Annotated in this window: 26 protein-coding genes and 2 pseudogenes; 19 read left to right on the forward strand and 9 right to left on the reverse strand. The window is 67.1% G+C overall.

The features are described from left to right. Positions 1 to 93: 93 nt before the first annotated feature. Positions 94 to 584 (reverse strand): annotated as a pseudogene (locus MXA07_RS05230) (DUF8154 family protein). Further along, positions 574 to 1,332 carry a nucleotidyltransferase domain-containing protein gene (locus MXA07_RS05235; RefSeq protein WP_247730992.1) on the reverse strand — a complete coding sequence of 253 codons (759 nt, stop codon included), beginning with the start codon at positions 1,330 to 1,332 and terminating at the stop codon, positions 574 to 576. Before MXA07_RS05235 ends, MXA07_RS05230 begins: the two are co-directional and overlap by 11 nt. 474 nt (positions 1,333 to 1,806) lie before the next feature. Here MXA07_RS05235 and MXA07_RS05240 point away from each other — a divergent pair, with 474 nt between their 5' ends. From MXA07_RS05240 to MXA07_RS05250, 3 genes and pseudogenes are all read left to right on the forward strand, one after another. Then, positions 1,807 to 2,061 (forward strand): hypothetical protein, encoded by a 255-nt coding sequence (locus MXA07_RS05240; protein WP_247730993.1) that lies wholly within the window; start codon positions 1,807 to 1,809, stop codon positions 2,059 to 2,061. Between the two features lie 19 nt (positions 2,062 to 2,080). After that, positions 2,081 to 2,365 (forward strand): annotated as a pseudogene (locus MXA07_RS18230) (DUF8172 family protein); the annotation flags it as partial. Between the two features lie 503 nt (positions 2,366 to 2,868). Further along, positions 2,869 to 3,813 (forward strand): mechanosensitive ion channel family protein, encoded by a 945-nt coding sequence (locus tag MXA07_RS05250; protein WP_247730995.1) that lies wholly within the window; start codon positions 2,869 to 2,871, stop codon positions 3,811 to 3,813. 58 nt (positions 3,814 to 3,871) lie between these two features. Here MXA07_RS05250 and MXA07_RS05255 read toward each other — a convergent pair whose 3' ends face one another. From MXA07_RS05255 to MXA07_RS05270, 5 genes are all read right to left on the reverse strand, one after another. Beyond that, positions 3,872 to 4,030, reverse strand: a complete 159-nt coding sequence (locus MXA07_RS05255) for a hypothetical protein (RefSeq protein ID WP_247730996.1) — start codon at positions 4,028 to 4,030, stop codon at positions 3,872 to 3,874. Positions 4,031 to 4,069: 39 nt separating this feature from the next. Further along, entirely contained in the window at positions 4,070 to 4,201 is a 132-nt protein-coding gene (locus MXA07_RS18150) for a hypothetical protein (protein ID WP_282102538.1), read from the reverse strand. Positions 4,202 to 4,547: 346 nt separating this feature from the next. Further along, entirely contained in the window at positions 4,548 to 5,243 is a 696-nt protein-coding gene (locus MXA07_RS05260) for a ribonuclease HI family protein (protein WP_247730997.1), read from the reverse strand. Between the two features lie 284 nt (positions 5,244 to 5,527). After that, positions 5,528 to 5,899 carry a DUF7344 domain-containing protein gene (locus MXA07_RS05265; protein WP_247730998.1) on the reverse strand — a complete coding sequence of 124 codons (372 nt, stop codon included), beginning with the start codon at positions 5,897 to 5,899 and terminating at the stop codon, positions 5,528 to 5,530. A gap of 90 nt (positions 5,900 to 5,989) precedes the next feature. After that, complete coding sequence (locus tag MXA07_RS05270; protein WP_247730999.1) at positions 5,990 to 6,661, reverse strand: helix-turn-helix domain-containing protein; 672 nt, start codon at positions 6,659 to 6,661, stop codon at positions 5,990 to 5,992. A 350-nt stretch (positions 6,662 to 7,011) separates the two neighbouring features. Here MXA07_RS05270 and MXA07_RS05275 point away from each other — a divergent pair, with 350 nt between their 5' ends. Both MXA07_RS05275 and MXA07_RS05280 read left to right on the forward strand, forming a co-directional pair. Further along, the gene (locus MXA07_RS05275) at positions 7,012 to 8,337 is read left to right on the forward strand and encodes a metallophosphoesterase family protein (RefSeq protein ID WP_247731000.1); all 1,326 of its coding nucleotides are present in this window, start codon (positions 7,012 to 7,014) and stop codon (positions 8,335 to 8,337) included. Next, a complete protein-coding gene (locus MXA07_RS05280) occupies positions 8,338 to 11,214 on the forward strand; it encodes an AAA family ATPase (protein ID WP_247731001.1) in 2,877 nt (958 codons plus the stop codon). Positions 11,215 to 11,328: 114 nt separating this feature from the next. On the opposite strand, the gene MXA07_RS05285 is transcribed toward MXA07_RS05280, so the two are convergent. Both MXA07_RS05285 and hepT read right to left on the reverse strand, forming a co-directional pair. Beyond that, complete coding sequence (locus MXA07_RS05285; protein WP_247731002.1) at positions 11,329 to 11,526, reverse strand: CopZ family metallochaperone; 198 nt, start codon at positions 11,524 to 11,526, stop codon at positions 11,329 to 11,331. A 100-nt stretch (positions 11,527 to 11,626) separates the two neighbouring features. Next, entirely contained in the window at positions 11,627 to 11,974 is a 348-nt protein-coding gene (gene hepT, locus MXA07_RS05290; protein WP_282102551.1) for a type VII toxin-antitoxin system HepT family RNase toxin, read from the reverse strand. 120 nt (positions 11,975 to 12,094) lie between these two features. On the opposite strand from hepT, the gene MXA07_RS05295 reads away from it, so the two are divergent. The 14 genes from MXA07_RS05295 (at position 12,095) to MXA07_RS05360 (ending at position 23,005) form a co-directional block, all read left to right on the forward strand. Further along, entirely contained in the window at positions 12,095 to 12,319 is a 225-nt protein-coding gene (locus MXA07_RS05295; RefSeq protein ID WP_247731004.1) for a hypothetical protein, read from the forward strand. A gap of 346 nt (positions 12,320 to 12,665) precedes the next feature. After that, positions 12,666 to 12,860 (forward strand): CbtB domain-containing protein, encoded by a 195-nt coding sequence (locus MXA07_RS05300; RefSeq protein ID WP_247731005.1) that lies wholly within the window; start codon positions 12,666 to 12,668, stop codon positions 12,858 to 12,860. Beyond that, entirely contained in the window at positions 12,860 to 13,627 is a 768-nt protein-coding gene (locus tag MXA07_RS05305; RefSeq protein ID WP_247731006.1) for a CbtA family protein, read from the forward strand. The genes MXA07_RS05300 and MXA07_RS05305 overlap by 1 nt, the downstream gene beginning before the upstream one ends. Then, a complete protein-coding gene (gene cobA / locus MXA07_RS05310) occupies positions 13,624 to 14,451 on the forward strand; it encodes a uroporphyrinogen-III C-methyltransferase (protein WP_247731007.1) in 828 nt (275 codons plus the stop codon). The genes MXA07_RS05305 and cobA overlap by 4 nt, the downstream gene beginning before the upstream one ends. 417 nt (positions 14,452 to 14,868) lie before the next feature. Next, positions 14,869 to 16,398 (forward strand): sodium:solute symporter family transporter, encoded by a 1,530-nt coding sequence (locus MXA07_RS05315; RefSeq protein ID WP_247731008.1) that lies wholly within the window; start codon positions 14,869 to 14,871, stop codon positions 16,396 to 16,398. Then, a complete protein-coding gene (locus MXA07_RS05320; RefSeq protein ID WP_247731009.1) occupies positions 16,395 to 16,535 on the forward strand; it encodes a hypothetical protein in 141 nt (46 codons plus the stop codon). Before MXA07_RS05315 ends, MXA07_RS05320 begins: the two co-directional genes overlap by 4 nt. A gap of 211 nt (positions 16,536 to 16,746) precedes the next feature. After that, positions 16,747 to 17,376 carry a precorrin-6Y C5,15-methyltransferase (decarboxylating) subunit CbiT gene (gene cbiT / locus MXA07_RS05325; RefSeq protein WP_247731010.1) on the forward strand — a complete coding sequence of 210 codons (630 nt, stop codon included), beginning with the start codon at positions 16,747 to 16,749 and terminating at the stop codon, positions 17,374 to 17,376. Then, positions 17,373 to 18,206 carry a cobalt-factor II C(20)-methyltransferase gene (locus MXA07_RS05330; RefSeq protein ID WP_247731011.1) on the forward strand — a complete coding sequence of 278 codons (834 nt, stop codon included), beginning with the start codon at positions 17,373 to 17,375 and terminating at the stop codon, positions 18,204 to 18,206. Before cbiT ends, MXA07_RS05330 begins: the two co-directional genes overlap by 4 nt. Next, positions 18,203 to 19,144, forward strand: a complete 942-nt coding sequence (locus MXA07_RS05335) for a cobalt-precorrin-4/precorrin-4 C(11)-methyltransferase (RefSeq protein ID WP_247731012.1) — start codon at positions 18,203 to 18,205, stop codon at positions 19,142 to 19,144. Before MXA07_RS05330 ends, MXA07_RS05335 begins: the two co-directional genes overlap by 4 nt. Positions 19,145 to 19,146: 2 nt before the next feature. Continuing rightward, entirely contained in the window at positions 19,147 to 20,142 is a 996-nt protein-coding gene (gene cbiG / locus MXA07_RS05340) for a cobalt-precorrin 5A hydrolase (protein ID WP_247731013.1), read from the forward strand. Beyond that, entirely contained in the window at positions 20,139 to 21,017 is an 879-nt protein-coding gene (locus MXA07_RS05345; RefSeq protein WP_247731014.1) for a precorrin-3B C(17)-methyltransferase, read from the forward strand. The genes cbiG and MXA07_RS05345 overlap by 4 nt, the downstream gene beginning before the upstream one ends. A gap of 19 nt (positions 21,018 to 21,036) precedes the next feature. Then, complete coding sequence (gene cobJ / locus MXA07_RS05350; protein ID WP_247731015.1) at positions 21,037 to 22,023, forward strand: precorrin-3B C(17)-methyltransferase; 987 nt, start codon at positions 21,037 to 21,039, stop codon at positions 22,021 to 22,023. A gap of 2 nt (positions 22,024 to 22,025) precedes the next feature. After that, positions 22,026 to 22,292 (forward strand): ferredoxin, encoded by a 267-nt coding sequence (locus tag MXA07_RS05355; RefSeq protein ID WP_247731016.1) that lies wholly within the window; start codon positions 22,026 to 22,028, stop codon positions 22,290 to 22,292. Further along, a complete protein-coding gene (locus tag MXA07_RS05360; RefSeq protein ID WP_247731017.1) occupies positions 22,289 to 23,005 on the forward strand; it encodes a cobalamin biosynthesis protein in 717 nt (238 codons plus the stop codon). Before MXA07_RS05355 ends, MXA07_RS05360 begins: the two co-directional genes overlap by 4 nt. Positions 23,006 to 23,011 lie beyond the last annotated feature (6 nt).

Here is a 23,011-nt window from a genome sequence, read left to right on the forward strand (position 1 = left end):
CGTCGGAGTCAGTGTTTTTTTAAGCTCTCGAACCGCTCTTCGACAGCCGAGGCACCGGTCTATCTGGATCGCGTTTCGATAGGTCTCCCAAGGTCACGGGTCGCAGATGCATTCGTGTTTGACTCGACTCGTCGAGACGAGATGGTGGTGAACGTTGGTGGCGAGGCGGTGCATCGCTTCGGCCTGCTCTTCAGTCGCGATTCCGAGTCGATAATACGTCTTCGTCCGGTTGTGGCTCCACAAATCGGCGAGTTCGTCACCGAACCGGTCGTCGTAGAGGCCGGCCTGGGAACCTCGCTGGTAGAGCCGCCGGGACTGCTGATGATCTCCTCGGGAGCCATCGCCCCGTCGTGGATGAGCCGGAACTGAATGGAACGCCCGATCGCGACGAAGGACGACTCGATCACGACCGTGTAATACCCCCGCTCTCGGAGGTGTGAGCCGGCCGCGAGAAGCCGGCACGCGCGACGAAGTTGGACCAGTTCCGGATCGGTGACGTCGAGGCCGGCTTCGATCGTTACGGGTGACTCCTCGAACGTTCGTTCGGCGGCCGCCAGATCGTCCCGGATGTCGTCACTCACCATCGGCGTACACCTCCTTTCTCACCGCCGTGAGTTGATCCGACCCGACCAACGTGATTCCGTCGTCGAACTGTTCTCGAAGTCGTTCGCCGATTCTCCGGGCGCCCTCGACGGATTCGACCATCGGTTGGAACGCGTACCGGTTCCCGTCGAACTTCGTCTCCTGAAGCTCGCGGACGATCGACTGGACGGCACGTCGAGCCGACGTTTTGTCTTCTTCGACCACGATGAGGAGATCGACGTCGCTGGCCCGGTCCGCTTCTCCTCGGGCGACGCTTCCGAAGAGAACGACACCGACTAACTGGTCGACGTCGTCCTCGAGTCGGTCGAGAAACGCCCGAACCGGTTCGTGGAACTCCGATTGTGGAATGGAAAGGATTGGGTCGGGCTTGTTGAGTCGGTCGCGGTTGATCCCGACGTACTGTTTTCGCCCCTCCTTGTGCGTTTTGACGACCCCGACGGCCGAGAGCAGCTTGACGGACTTCGAAACGGTCGCCTGGGAACCGTCGATCAATGTCGTGAGTTCCCCGATCGTGAACTCGGAGTACGGCTGGTCGACGACGATCGAGAGGACGTCTTGCATCGCTTGGTACCGGAATATCCGTTCGTCAGGGAACGGGTACTCCAGTTCGATCGTCGTTGACTCTTTCCTATTGGCCATACGATTCCTATTAGGAATAGGTACGGAAAGGTGTACGGGTCGTTTACCATCTCGCGGGTTCGATATCGTTCGAGCGACGTTGCTCGTCAACGTCCGCAGCAGGCGCTGGCTGCGGTCGAATAACCGCTGTCTTTCGCCTGACAGTAGCGTCGAACCGGGGCGGACATGTCGCCCAGGAGTACGGTGAACGGGAGAGGTCGTTCGAGACGCGTTTCGATCCTCGATACCGATACCGCGACGCTTCGTAACCACTTCGGGGCACGCGATTCATTCCGCACAATTTCCAGTAATTATATTACTCATCACGTCAACCATCCGGACGGAAGCCACGCGCTCCGCTGGGGGTAGAAATGCCCCGGGTGATAGGGCCACCCGAGACGTGGCTTCCAAATCCCGATCAGGGATTTTGTCAGCCATGATTGCGTACACACCTCTGAGACAAAAAGGTCTCGCACGCCTGCGGTCTAGAGAGTCGAATCGCTATCCGCCGTTCACGTTCGGTTTCGAGGATTGGGGGCCGAGACGCATCCCCGGGTCGGCGTCGCCGGAACGGAGGGCTCTCGGATGAAATCCGTCGAGCGATCCCGCGGCGGAGGGGGCGAGCCGGCTCGCAACCGCGCGTGTTACCGGTGTGATCGCACCGTGGCGCCGTCCGCCCTCTTCAGAATAGAAATCGCGCCGCCGGCGTCGCTCGCGGAGAAGTACGCGGACGCGGTGCGGTACTGCTGCGAGGGATGTGCGGCCGGGATGAACCTCTCGGACTTCTCTGATCGGTGGGAGGCGGCTGCACGTCCGCGTGACGAACGGTCGAACGGTTGAGGTCGGTCACCCGCACGGTCACGTCTCGTGGGGCGAGGCGCTGCCGACGGTCGCGGGGGAGCTCATGTCCAACCTGATCCTCCGGCACGCGCTCCCGAATGCCAACCATCGAACGAGTATCGCCATGTTGCAATTCTGCATTGAATCCGTCGTCCCCTCGTTCGAGATGCCGCCCACCCACGCCGACGACGAAACGTGGCAGAACTGGGTCGATCCGTTCATAGTCGAGTCGAAGCGTCTGATCACCGTCCGACGGAACAACGTCCGGTTCAAGCACCTCCAGGAACTCGGCGTCGACCTCGTCCCGGAGGAGCTTGTCGTGGCAGTGGTCCGTGTACTCGGATTTGAGGAGATCCATCCGGTCACTGAACGCGATCAACAGCTCCCGATCGGCGTCCGAAATCTGTGTCGAGTTTCGGATCCGTTCGTGTAGACTTTCTATCTACTTTCGGGGGTCGGTCATGCATTCTTTATGTAATTTAAGCGTGGGATAATGAAACTTCTATTCATATCCCGGCCGAGGCGGTCTGCGATGTTCCGACGAAGTGGTATCGCCGTTGCGCTCAGTGGTGGCACTACCGCCGTCGTTACTCAGGGACGGCTGAAAACGATCGTCCGTCGAGGGACCACGGAGCCGGCGACACGTATCGACGTGCGTGCCATTCGGAATCGGGTACCGACCGCACAAGTGTGCGCACCGATCGGAGCCGACGTGCTCTGCGTTTCGTACTCCGCGACCGCCGTCTCCCGGTCGAGCCCTCCGCGGAGAATGCGTGGGTTTCTCAAGGCGGAGCCGAATGGCCCCGTATGAGCCGGACCGGATACGTCGCGCTGGGCTGTGGGATCGCCCTGTACGGTGGCTCCCTCGCTGTGCGCCGAGTCGGACTCGACGGTCGCATCCACGGCGTGGCGCTGGAACCGCTCGCCGTGGTGGCGCTCTCGGTCGCGGCGGTGGTCGCCGCCGCGTACGGCAGTTACGCGATCGTCTGGGCATTCCTCGGGCAGACGGCGAACAAGCGGCGTCGGCACGACGTGCGAAACGTCCTCCGGCTGGTGTTCGGGGCGCTGACGGTGATCGCCGTGTTCGGCATCCTCACCAGCGAGTGGGTCGGCGTGATCTTCTCGCTGGGGATCGTCGGGTTCGCGATCACGTTCGCGCTCCAGCAGCCGCTGTTCTCGCTCATCGGCTGGCTCTACATCGTGATCAAACGGCCCTACCAGGTCGGCGATCGGATCGCGATCGAGGAGATGCGCGGCGACGTGGTCTCGATCGACTTCTTCGTGACGGAGGTCTGGGAGATCGGCGGCGACCTCGTCTCGTCGAATCAGCCGTCGGGGCGGATCGTCACGGTCCCGAACAGCACGATCCTCTCCGCGCGGGTCGTGAACTTCTACGGCGAGGGCGTCCAGTACGTCTGGAACGAACTGTCGATCCAGGTCGCCTACGAGACCGATCTGCCCTTCGCCTCGGAGGTGATGACCGAGGTCGCGACCGAGCAACTCGGCGAGGAGATGGCCCGCGGGGTCTCCTCGTACCGACGCCGGTTGGCCGAAACGCCCGTCGAACTCGACGTGAACGACGGGCCGACGGTCAACGTCGTCCAGGGGGAGTCGTGGGTCGAGCTCCGGCTTCGCTATCTCGTCCATCCCCGCCGCGGAACCCGGGTCCGAAACGCGCTGTACGAGGCCATCCTCGATCGGTTCAACGACCACCCCGAGCGAGTGAAGTTCCCCGTGAGTCGGAACCGCTGAGGGCGGCGACCGCCGTCTCGGTCGCGACAGCCGCGGTGGCGCGTCGGTGCGGGACCGCTCAGTCGCTCTCCTCGATGACGGTCGGCTCGACGGACGCGTAATTGACGATCACGAACGTGACGAGGAAGAACAGCGCGAGGATCGTGAACGAAAGTGCCAGCCTGTGGCGCGTTCGCGTCGAGAGGCCCAGCGTCTCGCCGGCCCAGTCGGTGGTCACGACGCCGGCGAGCGCGAGGGAGAGTCCGATCGCCCCGATCTACCCGCCGCCGAGCGGCGATTGCGGGACGAGCAGGAGTCCGAGACCGACGACCATCGCGCCGAAGACCGTGGCCGCGACCGCGACGACCGTGAGTGACGAACGGTTCTTCTCAGAACGAGTTTCGTTCATAGTGTCCTATTGCGCTGAGAGGATATTAACGCTAGCTACTGAGTACCTGGTCGGGAAATAAATTTCTACAACCAATTCAAACACCCATCCAATACTAATAATTAAAAATGCATCCGGTCCGGATCCTCGCGTTCGGGTCGACGTTTCGTGACGATGACCGTCCCGTTCTGCGGGCGTAGACGGCGTTCTCTTCACTCCTGAACGGGTTTCCTCCCGGAGACCAATCGTCCTCCCGCTTCGCAACTGCGCCACCAGGTATGAACAGCCCGTCTCCGGCGGTGGATATGGTCGTTGCGACCGCAGGGAATGTCCCGGAATCGAATCTCGAATCGGCCGGAGCGACGGACTACGTTCCCGGTCCGAGCGCCGCAATATCGGCGCCAACCGTCGCCAGCGCGTCGGCGGGGTTCGGGTCGCTGTCGGCCAGGTGCGTGTACCGGTGGTCCGGAATTCGCGACAGGGCCACCGCGACGGCCTCGCTGTAGGTCTCGACGCCCGGTTCCGTCGGCTCGTCGCCGCCCCAGACGTCGCTGATGACCGTCATCGAGTCGATGCGCACGTCCACCCGGCGCGGCTCGTAGCGAGCCGCCAGCTCGGCGAGTCCGAGGTGGAGGGCGACGTACTCGGCGGTGTTGTTTCCCGTCCGGGACCCGACGGGCCGACCGAGACGGGCGAGCTGGTTCGTCGACGCGTCGAGCTGATTCTCCCCTGGATCCAGATTCTCGCCGGCGTCCACGATGACGGCGCCGGCTCCCGCGGGGCCGGGGTTCCCGCGCGAACTGCCGTCGACGTAGAGGACGAACGCGTCGCTCGTCGGCTCGGGAACGGGCGGCCTGCTGAGCCCCGACCCCTGCAGTTCTTCGAGCGCGCGACGCAACTCGGCTGGAGTGGTCGCGGGGTCGAAGAGCCCGCCGTGGCCGGGGACGGCGTCGTCGATCGCGTCGACGGCGGCCGCCACCTCGTAGCCGACGCTCGCGAGCACCTCGTCGACGAGCGCGGCGAGCGGCGAGCAGTGTTCGGCCGGGAGCGGGTCCTCGGTCACGCCACGTCCTCCGTCGGAGTGGTGGCTCGGTCCCGCACGCCCTGGCTTCCGGATGGTTCCGTCGGCTGATCGCGCCGCTGCATACCGGTCCTCGGCGGTCGAGCGTGATAATTGCTTCAGGTGCACCCCTGGCGGGTCGATTCGAATCCGTTGGCCACTGGATCGAGGGCGTCGGTTGCGTCCCCGCGGCGCGACAGACCCTGTCGTTCGAGCGGTCGGTGCACTGACTACTGTCGTTGTTCTGTTCAGAACCGGATACCAGGCCGGCGTCGCAGCTGACGGCCCTAGACGATCTCGCGACCGAACGGCCCTTCCGGCCGTTCGGGATCGGCCTCGATGATAGCAATGAGTTCGGGCGCTGACTGCTCGAACCGAGGTGTCGGTTCCACACGGTGGCGGTCCCGATCGTATTCGACGAGCGAGAGCGCTTCTAACTTCGGGATGTGGGTGTGGACCAGCGAGATCTCGATCCGCGTCAGTTCCGCCTCGGAAACGGCCGCCGCCGGCGCGTACGGGTTCTGCTCGGCGATCGCCGCCGCCAGCTCGTCGACAGGTACTGACGCCGGAGCCGTAGCGAGTTTCGAAAGGACGATGCGGCGGTGCTGATCCTGACACGCTTCGAGAATCGCGTCGAACTCGATTGCGGTCCCAACCATACCCGAACGCAGTGCCGGATCACGGAAGAGGAGGAGCGCTGTATAGTACTATTTCGGGTCGTGCACTCCTGACGATTCGTGGAGAGCGACTTACTCCTCTGCTCGCTCGTCCGAGTGACTGATCGTCAGCGTACTCGTAATCAGATTGTTGTGAGCGGCGCGGAATCGGTTCGAGAGCGTCTGCTGGGCGACCCCCATCTCGTCGGCCAGTTCTCGCATCGTCAGCTCCCGCGGCACCTCGTAGTACCCGGCTTCGAGGGCCGTGACCAGCGTCTCGCGCTGGGCCGGCGTGAGGTCGTACTGCGCGCTCGCCATCGGTTGCTCTTGCTCCTGGATTCGAGTGAGCTCGTACGAGATCCCCGTCTCGTCACAGTACGCTTGAAACTGCAAGAGGGAGTCCTGACCGTCGAATCGCATCCGCAGTTCCCAGGTGTCGGCCTTCCCGATCGCCTGCAGGATGGTCGCCCCGAGGTCCACGTACGCGTAGACGATGGTCTCGACGTTTTCCGTCCACTCACCCCGGTACAACCGAGCCTCGTCTACTTCGTCGACAAGCACGACGTGATCCACGGAGGGATCGTCTCGAAACGCGTCCTCGAACGCCTCCTGTTCGACGCCGCTCACCCAGAAGTACGGCATCACTCGATCCTCCATCGTCGCCACGACTTGCTCGATCTCGACGATCATCCGCGGGGTCGCCGTCAGCGCGTGATGGAGTGCGAGATCGTCGGATTTCACGGAGAACTCGGCAATGACGCTCATACCGCCGATTGGTAGGCAGGCAGCATAAGCGACTGCCGTGCGAGGGGGTTCGACCTCCCGAGGTGGAACCGCATCCGGCCGCCGGCTGGCTCGCTGCACCGAACGCCTCGTGACGGCGATCACTCCGCGGAACCGAGGTCGCCCCAGGTCGATCGGGAGCCGTCGTTCGAGCGGTCTCGTTCCGCGCTCCGGAGGTGGTCCGACGGGCGAATCGTTCCCCGAGTGGTGTACTCGCCCGATCCGGGCCGACGATCGGGTCGCCGATGGGGCCGAATTGAACAGGTGGCGCCGCCGAACCGCCCCGACTACCAAATGATTCATGCCGCTGTCGGCGTCTTTCACGGTAACGAATGAGTGTCCGGTTCCTCCACGCAGCGGACCTCCACCTGGGAAGCCAGCTCAACGCGCAGCATCGAGGATCGACCGAAACGATCGAAGCGCTCGATTCGGCGGTCTACACCGCCGTCGAACGGCTCTTCGAGACGGCGATCGAGGCGGACGTGGACTTCGTCGTCATCGCGGGCGACCTGTACGACGAGGATTCGCGGAGCGTCCGGGCCAACACCTTCCTGCAAGCGCAGTTCGAGCGCCTCGCCGAGCGGGATATTCCGGCCTACGTTTCCTACGGCAACCACGATCCCGTCGGCAGCGCGACCGACTACGTCGACCTGCCGGAGACCGTCCACGAGTTCGACCACGAAGAGCCCGAGGAGTGTTACTACCCCGACGCCGACGCGCCGGAGGCCAGGATCTGGGGACAATCCTATCGCGACCGCCACGAGAGCCGCTCGATGTATCGCCGGTTCACGCCGGCCGACGACCGGATCCCGAACATCGGCGTGCTCCACACGGGACTGGACCCCGACGGCCGGCGGTACGTCCCGGTCGCCCGAAGCGACCTCGAACGCAAGGACGACATCCACTACTGGGCGCTCGGCCACGTTCACGAGCCGCGGGTGTTCGAGGGCGACCGGCCGATCGCCTATCCGGGCGTACCGCAGGGTCGTCACAGCAGGGAGCCGGGCCCGGGCGGCGGCTACCTCGTCGAACTCGACGCCGACGGCGACTACGAGATCGAGTTCGTCCCGACGAGTCCGGTCGTCTGGCGGACCGTCGAGGTCGACGTGGGGGCCGACGACGTCGCCTCGATTCCGGACGTCGAGCGCCGGATCGAGGCCGTCCTCGAGGACGTTCCCCCGCCGGCCGACCCGTTCGACGGAACGAGCGTGACCGTCCGCGATCCCGACTGGGGCGTCGACGGCTACGTCTGCCGGTGGGAGCTGACCGGGAACGGCCCCGTCCACGAGACGTTCGCGAGCGACGAGGACGCGCTCGGTGAACTCACGCGTCGACTTCGGGGCGGACTCGCCGCTCGAGAGCCGTTCGTCTGGACGGAGGCGGTCCGGGACGCGACCGGACCGCCGATACCGTCGATCGACGACCTCCGGGGCGACGACCGCGTGATCGACGAGCTCCTCGCGCTCGCCGACGAATTCGACGGGGACGAAGCGCGAGACCGCTTTCGCGAGCACGTCGGGATGGCCTGGGAACCGGTGGACGATCACGAGGACGTGCGACCGGACGAACTCCCGCTCACCGAGGAGCGCCTCGACGAACTAATCGACCGCGCCCGCGAGCGCGTTCTGGAGGAACTGGCCCTGCGGAGGGCGACGTAGATGCGCCTCACCGACCTGCGAATCGACGACTTCGGCTGCTTCCGAAACGCCAGGCTCGAGACCCTCGACGCGGACCTCGTCGTCATCGGCGGCCCCCAGCGGGCCGGGAAGACGACGTTCATGGAGGCGTTGCGCCAGTTCCCCGACGGCGTCGACCGGAGCGACGGCGTGCCGCCGGCGACCGACGCCTACCGGATCGACGCCGAACTCTCCCACGACGGGGCTCGTTACCGGTACGTCCTGAACGGCCACGCGAGTCCGTCCGTCTCGCCGATCGACGACGGGCCGGCGGTCGACGCCGACGCCATCTTCGGGCCTGTCACCGAACGGCAGTACCGGAATCTCTACACGATCAGCCTCGACGAACTCCGGCGCCTTCCGCCGGGGATCGACGATGCCGACGACCTGGCTCGCGTCTTGCTCGGCGGCGCGTACGGCGATATCGCCGAGATTCCCGAAATCGAAGCGACGTTCGCCGACGGGGCGGACGCGATCGGGCTCTCGAGGGGGAATCCGAACACCAAGACGTCCCGGCTGTACGACCCGTACCAGACCGTCAGGGACGGGATCGAGGCCCGTAACGAGGCGAGCCGGCAGGTCGACGAACACCGGACCGTCACGCAGGAACTCGACGCCAGGCGGGCGGACCAGGCCGAAATCGAGGCGGACATCGATCGGCGACGTCGGACGCGAAACCGACTGACCGTGCTCGAAGAGCTGTTCGAGCCGGTCCGCCGGCTCGAGACGCTGTCCGCGCGGCTCGACGAGGTCGACCGCGCCGCCGTCGAGTCGTTCCCGACCCACCTGACCGATCGGCTCGACCACTTCGAAGCCCGGTTCGAGGCGGCGACGGACGCGCTCGCCGAGGCGCGACGGGATTTCGACCGGCGAGCGTCGATCGAGACGACCGGCGAGTACGACGAGTGGCTCCTGGCGCACGCTGACGATATCGAATCGCTCGCGGCGGGTCGACCGCTCTGGGCGCAGACGGCCGACCGCCTCGCCGAGCGGCGGGCGACCCTCGAAACGAGGGAGCGCGAACTCGAGCGGGCGGTTGCGGCCCAACACTCGGACTGGGACGGATCGTTCGCACACGTCGACGAGGTAGCGACGAGTGCGGTCGACACGGCTCGAGTCACCGATATCGCGTCGACGGTCGAGGAGCTTCGGGCCGACCGCGACGAGGTGGCTGCCGCCCTCGAGGCCGATCGAACGCGGAAGGCGGAACTCGAGTCGGAGCTGGCCGAGATGGAGTCCGAACGCGAGGGGACGAGAGAGATCCCGGTTCCGACGCGCAAGCCGGCGCTCGTCGCGGGGTTCGCGATCGCGGTCGGGACCGGGCTCGGCCTCGCGACCACCCCGCTGGTCGGCGGGCTCGTCGGACTCGCCCTCCTCGGCGTCGGCCTGTACGCGATCGATTCGACGGTGTCCGTCGAGCCGACAGTGGACGTCGACCCCTATCGCGAAGTCAAGAGTCAGGTGGCGACTCTGCAGGGGGATATCGAGGCCGCTTCGCAGCGACGCGCCGACCTCGAGACGCAACTCGAGGACGCGGAAGACGACCTCACGGAACTCGTCACGCGCCTGGGGCTGCCAGCGGAACTACCGCCCGGCGAGGTTCCCGACTTTTACGAGCGCGTCGTCGAACTCGACGACGACATCGCGGCGTTCCGCGGCGACCGGGCGGACTGGAAACGGGAGAAGGCAGAGCTAGCGAGCGACCTCGAAGCGGTCGCGACGCTGCTCGACCGTGTGACCGAACCATCGTGGACGGTCGAGGACCCGCTGGCGGGCGCCGACGAGCTCCTCGCGACCCTCGAGACGGTCGCGGCCGACCTCGAACTCGCCAGAGACGTGCGACGGGCGGAAACCGAGCGAGCCGACTGCATCGCGGATATCGATACCGTCCTCACCGAGTGGGACGAAGCGCGGTCGATCGATGCGTCCGCGAACGACGACCGAATACTCCGGCACATTCGGGCCTTTACGGACGAAGCCGAGCGGGTCGGCGGTCTCGAGGACGCGTTCGAGGAGCGCGATCGACTCCGAACGCAGGTCGAGACGCGACTGGAGACGGCCTCCGCGAGGGCGGTCTTCGAGCCGCTCCGCGACGACGAACCCTGGGTCGACGTCGTCCGGGAAGCCGCCGCGACGTACCCCGATACGGAGGCGATCGCCGACGCCGTCCGGGAAGCAAACGACCGGATCGACGAACTGGAGACGAAGCGCGAAGCGATCCGGGAAACCTGCGTCGAACTCGAACAGCGCCGGGACGCGCTCGCCTCGGAGGACGAGCTGCAGGCGGCACAGGCGAAAATCGACGAGGGCCGGGTCGAATTCGAACGGCTGGGCGAGGCGTACGCGGTCAACCGGATCGCCGAGGCGATGGTCGGGCAACTGCACGAGCGCTTGCTCGAGGACGTCGTCCACTCGCTCGTCGCCGACGCGAGCGCGATCTTCAGCGAGATCACGGGGGCGTACGAGGGCATCGAGCTGGACGGTGGCGTCCAGGACCTCTCGTTCCGCGCACTTCGGCCGGACGGACCCGCCCACGGCATCGGCGAGTTGAGCCGTGCGACGGCGGAGCAGCTCTTCCTCGCCGTCCGACTCGCCCGAATCAGGCAGACGGACGCGTCGCTCCCGGTCGTGCTGGACGACGCCGCGACGAACTTCGATCCGACCCACTTACAGCGCGTGTTCGCCGTGCTCGATCAGCTGTCGGCCACGAACCAGGTGTTCTTCCTGACGTGTCACCCGCAGTGCGTTCGGACGACGGCCGCGACCGGGCGGACCGCCCAGTACTGGTCGCTCGACGACGGTCGATTCGCGGCACACGAAACCGCCGACTCCCTGGCTCGCGTGCTGGCAGCGGACTAAGGGCCCGCGCGCTTTGGGGCACACCGCGTGGCTGACCGGATCGTGACCGACGTCCGTGAACGGTTGTCCGAGACGTCCGGGGGCGGTCGTTCCTGGGACGGCTAGCGCTCGTCCTCAGGCGGACGCGTCGTAGCCCGCGTCCGAGACCGCGTCGACGAGGGCCGCGTCGTCGGCGTCGCCCTCGACGGTCGCGCTGTCGGCCTCGTGGTCGGCCGACGCCGCACGGACGCCGGGCACGTCTTCGAGCGCCTCCTCGACGGTCTGCTCGCAGTGTTCGCAACTCATTCCGTCGACGGTCAGTGTTCTGGCCATGGTAGGTATCATAGGGACGCCGCGACTTTCTGGGTTCCGCTTTCGATCGCGAGTCGCCGTCGATAGATTGAACTGAGTCTGGAAGGCGCCTACGGCCGATTTAGCTGCGTGCTGTCACCCACTGCGCGATCTGTCGGCTGTACGTTTCGTATACGCTGAGTCCCGTCTGGAGCGTTTCGAACACTTCCTCGTCGTCGACGTGGCCGTACTCGTGTGCGAGCACGTTCCGAAATCCGATCGCAGCGACGAGCGTCTCGGCCGTGGCTTCGTCGACCACTCCCTCGCGGTGAAGAACGCGAATCGCGTCTTTGGATGTCGTTCCGTCAAATCCGAACGCGTGAGTGGCGACGTGTCGTGCGAGATCGGCGCACGCCCGAATCGCGTTTTCGAACATCCGTTCGACGGCCCGGCGCTCGGTCGTACTCGAACGGAACTCGTCGCGGCCGATCGTCCCCTGCTTCGCCTTGAGCTCGCCGTGCTATCGCTCGATTTGTTCGAGTTTGATCGAGACGACCGCTCGTCAACCACGCGATCCCTCCTCCGCGATTCGATCGATCACGGCACACTGTTGGCGACGGAGCGCCTCTCGCTGGTCGTCGAATTCCGCGTCGATATCCGCTTTGAACCGCTCGAACGCTCGCTCATCACCGCAGAGGAGTTCGCCGTGTACGGCATCGTGTGCAACAGCGAGCGGAAGCGACTCGAGGTCCGACACGTCGACGAACGGGAACGCCTCGCCTTGCAGATCGCCGGAGAGGATACATCGCTTCTCGAAGCGCTCTCGCTCGGATAACTCGTCCGCGAATTTCACGCCGAGATCGAGATCGGACGATCGTGGCGGGTCACCCGAGGGCGGAGAACACCTGCGAACGATCGCCACTCGGGTTCATACGTAGATCACGCCGTATTCTCACAAAAGAATTCCGCAGGTCCGACTTGGAACGTAGAATGCCACGACTTGTGGAGCAAATCACTCCACGCGGCCGATTGTTGTCGCTGTCCGGCTGGCGTTACCGCCCTCCGACCGTATTCGTTCTCTGATAGATAGCCATTCTGCACCTGGCAGGCCCGAGGAAAGCCGTCAACGCCGAACACCACAAGTTTTACAAACACACTTTCAGTAGAGAAATTCAGATTTCATGACTGCGACGAACGAAGCGGACACCGTTCGCCACCGCATCGAACTCGCCCGAGAGACGACGACGCCGGCCCAGTTGGCGACTTTGCTCGCACTGGTGTCGGCATTGACGTTCGCACTGGTCGTGCTCCAGGAACCGCTCGTTCACGATGCCGTCCACGACTTCCGCCACGCCGCGGGGATCGTCTGTCACTGATGCTCGAAACCTCGCTCAAGCGCGGCGTGCTGGCGGGACTCGTCGCCGGAATTCCGTACGGGCTGTACGTCGCGCTCGTCGCGAGTCCGTTGCTGGGCTACGTCGAGGCCGTCGGCGGTTCGCACGGGCACGAACACGTCCACGGCGACGGGCACGCCGGTGCCGCCGAACACGCCGGCGCCGTTTCCGACCTCACCGGGACGATCGTCAGCGCCGCGGGCGGCGTCCTCTGGGCCATTCTGCTCGCGAGCGCCCTCGCCGTCGCCTACTTCGTGCTGGAACCGGCGCTTCCCGGGCGAGGCGCCGTGAAAGCGTTCGTCCTCGGCGCGGCCGGGTTCGTCTCGCTCTCGGTCGTACCGTGGCTGGTGCTCCCGCCGACGGCGCCGGGCGCGGCGGCGAGCGTCGGCGTCGACGCGCGGCTCGCGATCTACGCGGGACTGGTCGGCGTCGGTCTCCTCACCTCCGGCGCCGCGATCGTCGGCTATCGGCGCGTCCGGTCTCGCGGGCGACTCCCGGCCGTCGCCGTCGCGCTCCTCCCGGTCTGTCTCGTGATGGGTACGCTCGCCGCGGCGGCGCCCACGATCGTCTCGCAGCCGGCCGTCGACGCGGCCCTCCTCGCCGCGGTGCAGGGCGCCGCCGCGGTGAGCCAGGGCGCGCTGTGGGCCGGGATCGCCGGCGCGTACGCGGGGCTTTCGGGGGTGGCGGCCTGCCGGCCGACCGCGACGACCGAATACGACGTCGATCGGCGCCCGGCGCCCGAGCCATGACGGGGAGCCGGGAGGCGGAACGCCCGGAGCCGTCGATTCCGGCGCGAGCGCAAGCTGAACCCGGGACCGTCCACCTGGTCGGCGCGGGGCCGGGCGATCCCGATCTCCTGACGGTGCGAGCCCGCTGGGTGCTCGAGACGGCGGACGTGGTCTTTCACGACGCGCTCGTGCGGGAGGCGATGGTGTCGTCCCTGCCGAAGTCGACCGAGGTCGTCGACGTCGGCAAGCGCGTCGAGCACAAGACGCCCCAATCGGCGATCAACGAGCGGCTGGTCGAGCGGGCGCGCGCCGGCGACGCCGTCGTGCGCCTGAAGGGCGGCGATCCGTTCGTCTACGGACGCGGGGGCGAGGAGGCCAGCTATCTCGCCGAGCGCGACGTTCCGTTCGCGGTCGTCCCGGGCGTCTCGAGCGTGATCGCGGCGCCCGGCGTCGCCGGGATCCCGCTGACCCACCGCGACGTCGCGTCGCGCGTCACCGTCATCACCGGCCACGAGACCCCGGAGAAAGAGGAGTCCGCGCTCGACTGGGCCGCGCTCGCCGACGACGTCGCGAGCGGCGCCACGCTCGTCATGGTGATGGGCGTCCGAACCCTCGACCGGAACGTCGCCGCCCTGTGCGAGCACGGCGTCGACGGCGAGACGCCGATCGCGCTCGTCGAGCGGGCGACGTGGGCCGACCAGCGCGTCACCCGCGCCACGCTGTCGACGGTCGTCGACCGGGCCGCGGCCGCGGACGTTTCGCCGCCGGCGACGGCGATCGTCGGGGACGTCGTCGCCCACCGCGACGCGATCGAGGACGTTCTCCGGCCGTTCGAGCCGGCCTGAGGGCGTTGGACCGGACGAACGAAACGTGCAGTCGTGAAAACCGACCTGCGGCGTCCACGAGACTGTCGGGTCGACGCCACACATTCCCCCGCTACACGCCGCGACAGCCCGCCGGCCGTTCACGCACGTTCGTCCGGAGAGCGATTTCGTCGACCGATTCCTGCAATCTCTCCGTTCCGGTACGGCACTTCCGGCGGGATCGTCGGGCCCGTTTCTGCAAGCCATTACTGAGTTGTACAAGTAAGTTATATACGGCTGCCAGGGTCAGCTTCGACAATGATCGGCAACTGGCGCCCGGCGAGAATCGAACCCGGAACGGGGTCGGCTGAACCGTTCGCCACCTCGGCGGTCGATGACGGGACCGTACGTACACCGCCGACGGCGACGATGGCCTCGAGTGCGCGGAGGGCTGCGTAGATGGTGTCGACGTCGCTGGCGCTCGTCGTCACGGTCGCGACCGTACTCGCGTTTACCGGCGTCGGCGTGCTCGCCTCGCGCGGCCGCGTTCGCACCGTGGAAGACTTCGTTTCTGCTCGGGGCCGGGCCGGTCGGGGCACGCTCACTGCCACCGTGGTCGCGTCGATGATGGGGGCGTGGATCCTGTTCAGTCCGGCGGAGGCCGGCGCCGCGTTCGGCGGGCTGCCGGCGATCCTCGGCTACGCGGTCGGCAGCGCGATCCCGCTACTGTGCTTCATCCCCGTCGGCGCGCGGATCCGCGCGATCATGCCGGCGGGCCACTCGCTCACGGAGTTCGCCTACGCCCGCTTCGGGAGCGGCATGTACGCGTTCGTCCTGGCCGTTTCGGTGTTCTACATGTTCGTCTTCCTCGCGGCGGAGTTGACGGGGATCGCCAGCGCCCTGTCGCTGGTCGCGGGCGTGCCGGCCTGGCAGACGGCCCTGCTCGTCGGCGGGTTCGTCCTCCTGTACACCACCTACGGCGGGCTGGTCGCCAGCATCGTCACCGACACGGTACAAACGCTCGTCCTGCTGCCCCTGCTCGCGGTCGGCTTCGCGGGCGCCGTGCTCGCTCTCGGGGGGACCGGCGAGCTCCACGCCACCGCGATCGCGAGCGAGCCGGCGCTCCTCGATCCGACGTTCCGGCCCGGACTCGAGTTCGGGATCTACGTGGCGTTCGCGATCGTCGGCGCGAACATGCTGAACCAGGGGATGTGGCAGCGGGTGTACGCCGCGGACGGCCGCACCTCGCTCCGGTACGGGTTCGGCGTGGCGGCCGTCGTCGTGATCCCGATGCTCCTCCTGGCCGGCCTGTTCGGCGTCGCGGCGGCCGCGCTCGGACTCACCGAGTCCGGAACGGCGAGCATCGCCTTCTTCCTCGTCCTCGAGGAGGCGTTCCCCGCCTGGGTAACCCTCGTGATCGTCGTCCTGGCCGTCCTGCTGGTCATGAGTTCCGCGGACACCATGTTCAACGCGGTCGCGAGCGTCGTCACGGCCGACCTCGCCCGCCTGCTCGACGACCCCGATCAGCGCACGCTCTGGCTCGGCGCCCGCGCGCTCACGGTCGCCGTCGGGCTCGGGGCCATCGCGATCGGCGCCCGGGGCTACAGCGTGCTCGAACTCTTCCTGACCGCCGACCTGCTCGCGGCGGCCGTCTTCGTCCCGTTCCTGGCGGGGCTGTACACGAGTCGGCTCTCCGGCCCCGGTGCGATCGTTTCGAGCCTCGCCGGGATCGCCACCGGGGTCGCGCACTTCCCGCTGCTCCGGGCGCCGCTTTCGGCCGTCCCCGGGCTCGCACCCGTCCTCCCGGAGCCGTCGTTCTTCGTCGCCTTCGTCGGCGCGACCGCGGTCGCCGCCGCGGGGACCGCGCTTCTCACCGCGCTCGGGAACGCGGCCGTCGACCTCGACTCCCTCGATCGGACGGTTCGGACACTCGACGATCCGGTCACCGACGGCGGTCGCGACGAACCGTCCTCGGAGGGACGTCGATGAGTCCGATTCCCCTCCTCCCGGCCGCCGCGATCGGCTCGACGAGCTTCGCGATCGTCGTCTGGGGGTCGATTCTCCTCGTCGTCGCCGTCTTCGGGTACGTCGCGTGGACCGTCGTCACGGGCGCTCGCGCCGACTAGGCGTGGCGGCCCCCACGCTTCGCGGCACGCTCCGGATCCCGGCACTCCCGTGGCCGGACGGAAAGTGACGCGCGAGCGGGTGCCACGCCGGCCGCCCGCGTTTCGGCCGTTGTGAACAACTGCACTTGTTGTATTACCACGCAGACTGAGAAATGCAGGTTGATCTATTCCAAACACAATTGTTTTATTGGCGCCCGAAGATGTCCCGGTGATGCCAGCCATCGCACTGCCCCACGACGCGAAGGCGGGGCCGACGAAGTCGGAGGTTCGTGCCGTCCTGCGGTCGAAGCTCGACCCCGGCCCGGACGACCACGTCGTCGAGGTCGGCTCTTGCACGGGCGCCGTGACGATCGAACTCGCCAGGGACGCGGGCCGCGTGACGGCGCTCGAACGGAAGGCCGAGCGACTCGAGACGACCGAGAAGAACCTCGCGGCGAACGCCGACCTGGTGGGGGCGGAGGTCGAACTTCGCGATACCGAGGCCCCCGAGGGCCTTCCCGACGACGCCGACGCGCTCTTTCTCGGCGGCAGCCGGAACTACGAGGCGGTTCTCGATCACGCCGTCGAGACCGGCGTCGATCGAATCGTCATGAACGTCTCCCGGCTGGAAGTCGCCGGGCGGGCCGCGCAGGCCTTCCGCGACCGCGAGATCCTCGAGGAGGTCGTCCAGTTTCAGGTCGGCCACGGCTACGAACTCGCCGGCGCGACGAGTTTCGACGCGGACAATCCGGTGTACATGCTCGTCGGAGATGCCTCCAGCGACGGCGAGCCCGGCGACGACGAAGCGGGCCCGGTCGCGACTGACGGCGGCGGGCGCGACACCGGGGGTGCCGGACCGTGACGCTCTACGGCGTCGGGCTGGGTCCCGGCGAGGCCGACCTCGTCACGGTACGCGGGAAGGAAGTGCTCGAAACCGCCGACGTGGTCTACTCGCCGGGTCGGCTCTCGCGGTCGGTCGCGCTCGAACACGTCGACGAACCGGTCGTCGGCGACCTCGACTTTCCGATGACGAAAGACGAGGAGAAGCTACGAGCGGCCTGGAAGGAGGCCGCGGCGGAGATCGCGCCGAACGCCCGCGACGGCGACGTCGCGTTCGTCACGCTCGGCGATCCGAACGTCTACTCGACGTTCGGCCACCTCCGGCGGACGATGCGCGCGCTGCACCCGGCCGTCGACCTGGAGATCGTCCCCGGCGTCAGCGCAGTGACCGCGTTCGCGACCGCACTCGGGGTCGAGATCGAAGCGGGGGCGGGACTCGCGCTCCGCGAGGCCGCCGGCGGCGCGAGTCCGACGGGTCCAGATCGGCTGATCCTCTTCAAGGTCACCGACGCACCCGCGACGCACGAGGGACTCGTCGACGCCGGCTACGACGTCCGCTACGGGCGCCGGCTGTTCATGGAACAGGGCGAAACGATCGTCACCGACGATCCGGAAGCGATCGCCGAGCGCGACTACTACACCCTCGCGTACGCCGAGCGCGCGGACCTCGAGATCGAACCGGCGACGGCCGACTTCGAGGCGGCGTCCTCGCGGTCGACTGCAGCGGAGACCGGGGACGATGGGTCCGAGCGTCGTCCCCCGTCCGTCGACGGACTGGTCGATTACGAACGGGCCGAGGGCTGTGACAGCGGGTTCGACGACTGGCATCGGCAGTGGGGTGGGTTTCCGTGAGCGACGACCCGGCGTCGGACCCACAGACGGCGATCGACGCGGCGAGCGACGGTCGAGGCGGGGACCTCGATGACCGCGTCCACGCCCACAGCGCCGGCGACGAGCAGGAGGGGATCCCGTTCGTCGGCGCCGGACCCGGCGACCCGCGCTTGTTGACTGTCGCCGGGACGGAGCTGCTCGCGGACGCCGACCTCGTCGTCCACGCGGGGTCGCTGGTCAACAGCGAGCTGTTGGACGAGTACTGCGGCCACGCCGAGCTGGTGAACTCGGTCGGCAAGGACCTCGAGGAACTGATCCCGCTGATGCGGGACGCCTACGAGGCGGGCCGGAACGTGGTTCGACTCCACAGCGGCGATCCCGCGATCTACGGCGCGGCCCTGGAACAGATGGACGCCCTGGAACACGAGGGCGTCCCGACCTACTTCGTCCCCGGGGTCACCTCGGCCTTCGCGGCCAGCGCGACGCTGCGAACCCAACTGACGCTCAACGAGGTTGCGAATCACGTCGCCTTCACCCGGCCGCAGGGCAAGACCCTGAGCCCGGAGGAGGACCACATCTCCGAGTTCGTCGGGATGGGCGACGTGACGACCTGCATCTACCTCGGGACCCACGCCGTCCGGGAGACGATGGATCGGCTGCTCGAGGACGGCCGCGATCCCGAGACGCCCGTTGCGGTGATCTACCACGCCTCCTGGCCGGACGAGGACGTCATCGTCGGCTCCATCGACGACATCGCGGACAAGGTGGAGGACGCGGGGTACCGGGCGTCGGCGCTGGTCGTCATCGGCGACGCCGTGACCGGCGCCGGGTACGAGCGATCGTACCTCTACGGCGATTGGGCGAATCGTGGCCCCGATTCGAGCGAGGGGAACGAGACGGACGCACGGGCGAAGGAACCGGACGCGCAAGCGACCGAAACGCACGCGGAGGACGACTGACCATGAGTACGGACAACGCTGACAGCGCGAACGAGGATTCGGAATCGGACTCGGACGGCGGACACTGTTCCACGCCGGATTCGGACGGGGAGGTCGCCGAGGAGATCGCAATCATCTCCTTCGAACGGAAGCTGGACACCGCCGAAGAGATCGAAGCGGAGCTCGGCGATCGCTACGAAACGATCGACGTCATCGAGTACCACGGCGACGTCTTCGCGGAGCACTGGGGCGAGTACGACTGCTTCGTCGGGTTGATGGCCTCGGGGATCGCGATGCGCAAGACCGCCCACCTGCTCGACGACAAGTGGGACGATCCCGCGATCTGCGTCGTCGACGAGGAACTGACGTGGGCCATTCCGATCACGGGCGGGCACCACGGCGCGAACCAGGTCGCACAGGACCTGGCGACGATGGGCGCCGTCCCGGCGATGACGACCGCGAGCGAGGCCGCCGGCAAGCAGGGCGTCGAGTCGAAGGCGAAGGCGATGGACGCCCACGTCGTCAACGGCGACTCGACGGTCAAGACGAACCTCGCCGTCCTCGACGACGAACTCGGCCCCGTCGCCCGACTCGACGGCCCGAAGGCGGTCCTCGTCGGCGACGACGTGACGGTGCTCAAGCGCAACAAGGACGACGGCATCGTCCTCGGAACGGGCAGCGTCTCCGGCGCGAGCAAAGGGGCCTTCCTCGCAGCCTGGGAAGAGGCCCTCGAGCAAACCGACTACGACGTCGACGACGTCGAGTTCGTCGGCACCGCGACTCGGAAGGAAGACGAGGAAGGACTGCTCGAGGCCGCCCGGGAGTTCGATCTGGGCGTCGTCGCCTTCGACAAGGAGACGCTACTCGAACACGAGGGGCCGACCCCCTCGAAATCGAAGGAGTTGATCGGCTGGCCCGGCGTCTCCGAGGCCTCCGCGATCGCGGGCGGTGCGGAACAGGAACTGGTCCTCGAGAAGATCAGCTACGAGAACGAGGTTACGGTGGCGATCGGTCGATGAGTTCGGACGCCGAATCGGCCGATGCGGCGGCCGGCGGCACCCCCGACGACCACGGCACCCTCTACGTCGTCGGTATCGGCCCGGGCCTCCCCGACCACATGACCAAACGGGCAAAGGCGGTCATCGAGTCGGCCGACGTCGTCATCGCCTCCGATCTCTACCAGGCGTTCCTCCGCGAGGACGGAACCCTTCCCCCGGAGGACGCCGTCGACGAAGACGGGATCGCCACCCGCGAGGACGGTTTCGAACAGGAGATCGTCCGCTCGACGATGGGTCGGCAGGTCGAACTCACGCGCGCGGCGTTCGATCACGTCCGCGAGGGCAAAGACGTCGCTCACGTCTCCGGCGGCGATCCGTCGGTCTACGGCAAGTCCGACCTCGTCTTCAAGATGGCCGAGGACGAGGACGCGACGGACGTGCCGATCGAGATCGTCCCCGGCCTGACCGCGGCGCTGGGCGGCGCGGCCACCGTCGGCGCGCCGCTGTGCAACGACTTCTGTACCGTGTCGCTGTCGGACAAGTGGCGCGGCTGGGACGAGATCGAGGAGAAGCTGCGGGCGGCGGCGATCAGCGACTTCGTGATCGTGCTCTACAACTGCTGGCGAAACTACGAAAAGGCGGTCGAGATCGTTCGCGAAGAACGGACGGACGACGCTTACGTTGCCATCGTCAACGACGCGGGCCGCGCGGACGCCGGCCGGAACGGCGAGAGCCAACACGTTACGACCCTCGGCGAGGCCGCCGCCCACGACGACAAGGTCTCGGGGATGGGTACCTCGCTGATCATCGGCACCCACGAGACCGAGACCTGGCGCAACGACGACCGAACGTACCTCGTCACCCCGCGCGGCGGGCGCGACGTCGAGGACTTCTGAAACTGACAGCCACGAACCCATGAGTACGGATACCAACGCAGACGCAGACGCCGAATCGACTTCCAACTGCGGCGGCTCGAGCGGCGACAGCGGCGGCGACTCGAGCGAGTCGAAGTGCGGTGCTTCCTCGAGCCCCGCTTCCTCGTCTTCGAGTCGCTGCGGCGCCTCGAATTCCGACGACTCGGGCAGCAACGAAAAGGAGGTCGGCGCGACCGTCGACGACTTCGACGCCGACCCGGGGCAGTTGACCGCCGTCGGCCTCGGCCCCGGACAGCCGGAGGGGATGACCGAGCGGGCGAAGACGGCGCTGCTCGACGCCGATCACATCGTCGGCTATACGACCTACATCGAGCTCCTTCCCGACGAGATCACCGAGCAGGCCGACGAGATCTACGACACGCCGATGTGCGGTGAAGTGTCGCGCACCGAGGAGGCGATCGACCGGACGCTGGCGGGCAACGACGTCGCGATCGTCGGCAGCGGCGACCCCAACGTCTACGCGCTCGCGGGCCTGGCCCTGGAGATCCTCGAGTCGAAAGGTGCGACGGCCTCGATGGTCGACTTCGACGTGGTGCCCGGCGTCCCCGCCGCGCAGTCCTGTGCTGCTCGACTCGGCGCGCCGCTGGTGAACGACACCGTCTCGATCTCGCTGTCGGATCACCTCGTCCCGATGCCGGAGATCGAGTCGCGACTGCACGCGGTCGCGAGCGAGAGTTTTACGATCACGATCTACAACCCGTGGAGCCGCAAGCGTCGCGAGAACTTCGAGAAGGCCTGCGAAATCCTGCTCACCCACCGCGACGCGGACACGCCCGTCGGGATCGTCCACGGCGCCGGTCGCGAGGACGAGGCGGTTCTGATCACCGAACTCGGCGAGCTCGAGGACTTCGGCGAGCGCGAGATCGTCGACATGACGACGACGATCGTCGTCGGCACCGAGGACACCTACGTCTGGGACGACCGGATGGTTCGCCCGCGGGGCTACGAGACGAAGTACGAGTACTGACGATGGCGCGATACGAAGTCACCATCGAGAAAGAGGCCTGCGACGGGATCTTCGCCTGCCTGACCCGCGACCCGCGGTTCGTGGAGGGAACGGACGGGCTCGCGACGATCGATCCCGGCGCGGATCCGGTCTACGACTGCGAGGGCGAGGTCGCGGACACCGACGACCGCGTCGTCGCGACGTTCGACGACGACCGCATCGACGAAGCACGGCAGGCCGCGGCGGCCTGCCCGACGGACGCCATCGTCGTCCGGGAGGTGGGCGAATGAGTGAGACCGAACCCGCGACCGATATCGACGTCCCGGCGGACCCGCTCGCGGGCCACCCCGCGACGGCGTACTTCTGGGGGCACGTCGCCGGCAGCGGCGACGTAACGGCTGACGGCATCGAGGTCGTCACGAACGACGAGGAGTCCGCACGGGTACTCGCGGCGATCGCAGGCGGCGACGTCGCCCACGAGCGGACGACTCGCGAGTACGCCCACGACACGTCGATCACCCGGACCGAGGACGAGTACACGCTCTCGATCGGCGCGAACGGGGACGGAGACGACGCGGCGTCGACCCTCCTCGGTCGCGACAGCAGGCTCGGACTGCCCGTCGACGGCCGCGGTACCTACCGCTTCGGCGCCTTCACCGAGTACGACCGCGAACTGCTCCGCGGACTGCTCGAGGGCTGCGGCACGGTCTGCTTCAAGTCCTCGAGCGGTACCGTCGGGATCTCGTTCGTCCACGACGATCGCGAGCTACTCGACCTCGTTCGCGAGCTGCTCGCCGACTGTCCCGTCGACGCCCCGGTCGGAGCGCTCTCCGAAACGTCGTCCGGGGGCTACTGGTTCGGCATCGACGACGAAGCTGCGCCCGCGTTCGGGACCTGGTGCTACGAGAACTGCGAGGAAACCGGACTGTTCGCGCCGAGTCGACGCCGCAAGCTCGAGTCCAGCCTCGAGCAGGCGTCGGCGTACGGCGGGGCGGAGGACTGACTCGAT

This window comes from Halovivax limisalsi (genome assembly GCF_023093535.1).
Taxonomy (GTDB): domain Archaea; phylum Halobacteriota; class Halobacteria; order Halobacteriales; family Natrialbaceae; genus Halovivax; species Halovivax limisalsi.

What these genes read in the sequence shown, in the direction of transcription:
- MXA07_RS05240 (WP_247730993.1), top strand. Translation starts at nt 1,807, where the DNA reads ATGAAATCCGTCGAGCGATCCCGCGGCGGAGGGGGCGAGCCGGCTCGC.
- MXA07_RS05250 (WP_247730995.1), top strand. Translation starts at nt 2,869, where the DNA reads ATGAGCCGGACCGGATACGTCGCGCTGGGCTGTGGGATCGCCCTGTAC.
- MXA07_RS18150 (WP_282102538.1), bottom strand. Translation starts at nt 4,201, where the DNA reads ATGAACGAAACTCGTTCTGAGAAGAACCGTTCGTCACTCACGGTCGTC.
- MXA07_RS05265 (WP_247730998.1), bottom strand. Translation starts at nt 5,899, where the DNA reads ATGGTTGGGACCGCAATCGAGTTCGACGCGATTCTCGAAGCGTGTCAG.
- MXA07_RS05270 (WP_247730999.1), bottom strand. Translation starts at nt 6,661, where the DNA reads ATGAGCGTCATTGCCGAGTTCTCCGTGAAATCCGACGATCTCGCACTC.
- MXA07_RS05275 (WP_247731000.1), top strand. Translation starts at nt 7,012, where the DNA reads ATGAGTGTCCGGTTCCTCCACGCAGCGGACCTCCACCTGGGAAGCCAG.
- MXA07_RS05280 (WP_247731001.1), top strand. Translation starts at nt 8,338, where the DNA reads ATGCGCCTCACCGACCTGCGAATCGACGACTTCGGCTGCTTCCGAAAC.
- MXA07_RS05285 (WP_247731002.1), bottom strand. Translation starts at nt 11,526, where the DNA reads ATGGCCAGAACACTGACCGTCGACGGAATGAGTTGCGAACACTGCGAG.
- MXA07_RS05300 (WP_247731005.1), top strand. Translation starts at nt 12,666, where the DNA reads ATGACTGCGACGAACGAAGCGGACACCGTTCGCCACCGCATCGAACTC.
- MXA07_RS05305 (WP_247731006.1), top strand. Translation starts at nt 12,860, where the DNA reads ATGCTCGAAACCTCGCTCAAGCGCGGCGTGCTGGCGGGACTCGTCGCC.
- cobA (WP_247731007.1), top strand. Translation starts at nt 13,624, where the DNA reads ATGACGGGGAGCCGGGAGGCGGAACGCCCGGAGCCGTCGATTCCGGCG.
- MXA07_RS05315 (WP_247731008.1), top strand. Translation starts at nt 14,869, where the DNA reads ATGGTGTCGACGTCGCTGGCGCTCGTCGTCACGGTCGCGACCGTACTC.
- MXA07_RS05320 (WP_247731009.1), top strand. Translation starts at nt 16,395, where the DNA reads ATGAGTCCGATTCCCCTCCTCCCGGCCGCCGCGATCGGCTCGACGAGC.
- cbiT (WP_247731010.1), top strand. Translation starts at nt 16,747, where the DNA reads ATGCCAGCCATCGCACTGCCCCACGACGCGAAGGCGGGGCCGACGAAG.
- cbiG (WP_247731013.1), top strand. Translation starts at nt 19,147, where the DNA reads ATGAGTACGGACAACGCTGACAGCGCGAACGAGGATTCGGAATCGGAC.
- MXA07_RS05345 (WP_247731014.1), top strand. Translation starts at nt 20,139, where the DNA reads ATGAGTTCGGACGCCGAATCGGCCGATGCGGCGGCCGGCGGCACCCCC.
- cobJ (WP_247731015.1), top strand. Translation starts at nt 21,037, where the DNA reads ATGAGTACGGATACCAACGCAGACGCAGACGCCGAATCGACTTCCAAC.
- MXA07_RS05355 (WP_247731016.1), top strand. Translation starts at nt 22,026, where the DNA reads ATGGCGCGATACGAAGTCACCATCGAGAAAGAGGCCTGCGACGGGATC.
- MXA07_RS05360 (WP_247731017.1), top strand. Translation starts at nt 22,289, where the DNA reads ATGAGTGAGACCGAACCCGCGACCGATATCGACGTCCCGGCGGACCCG.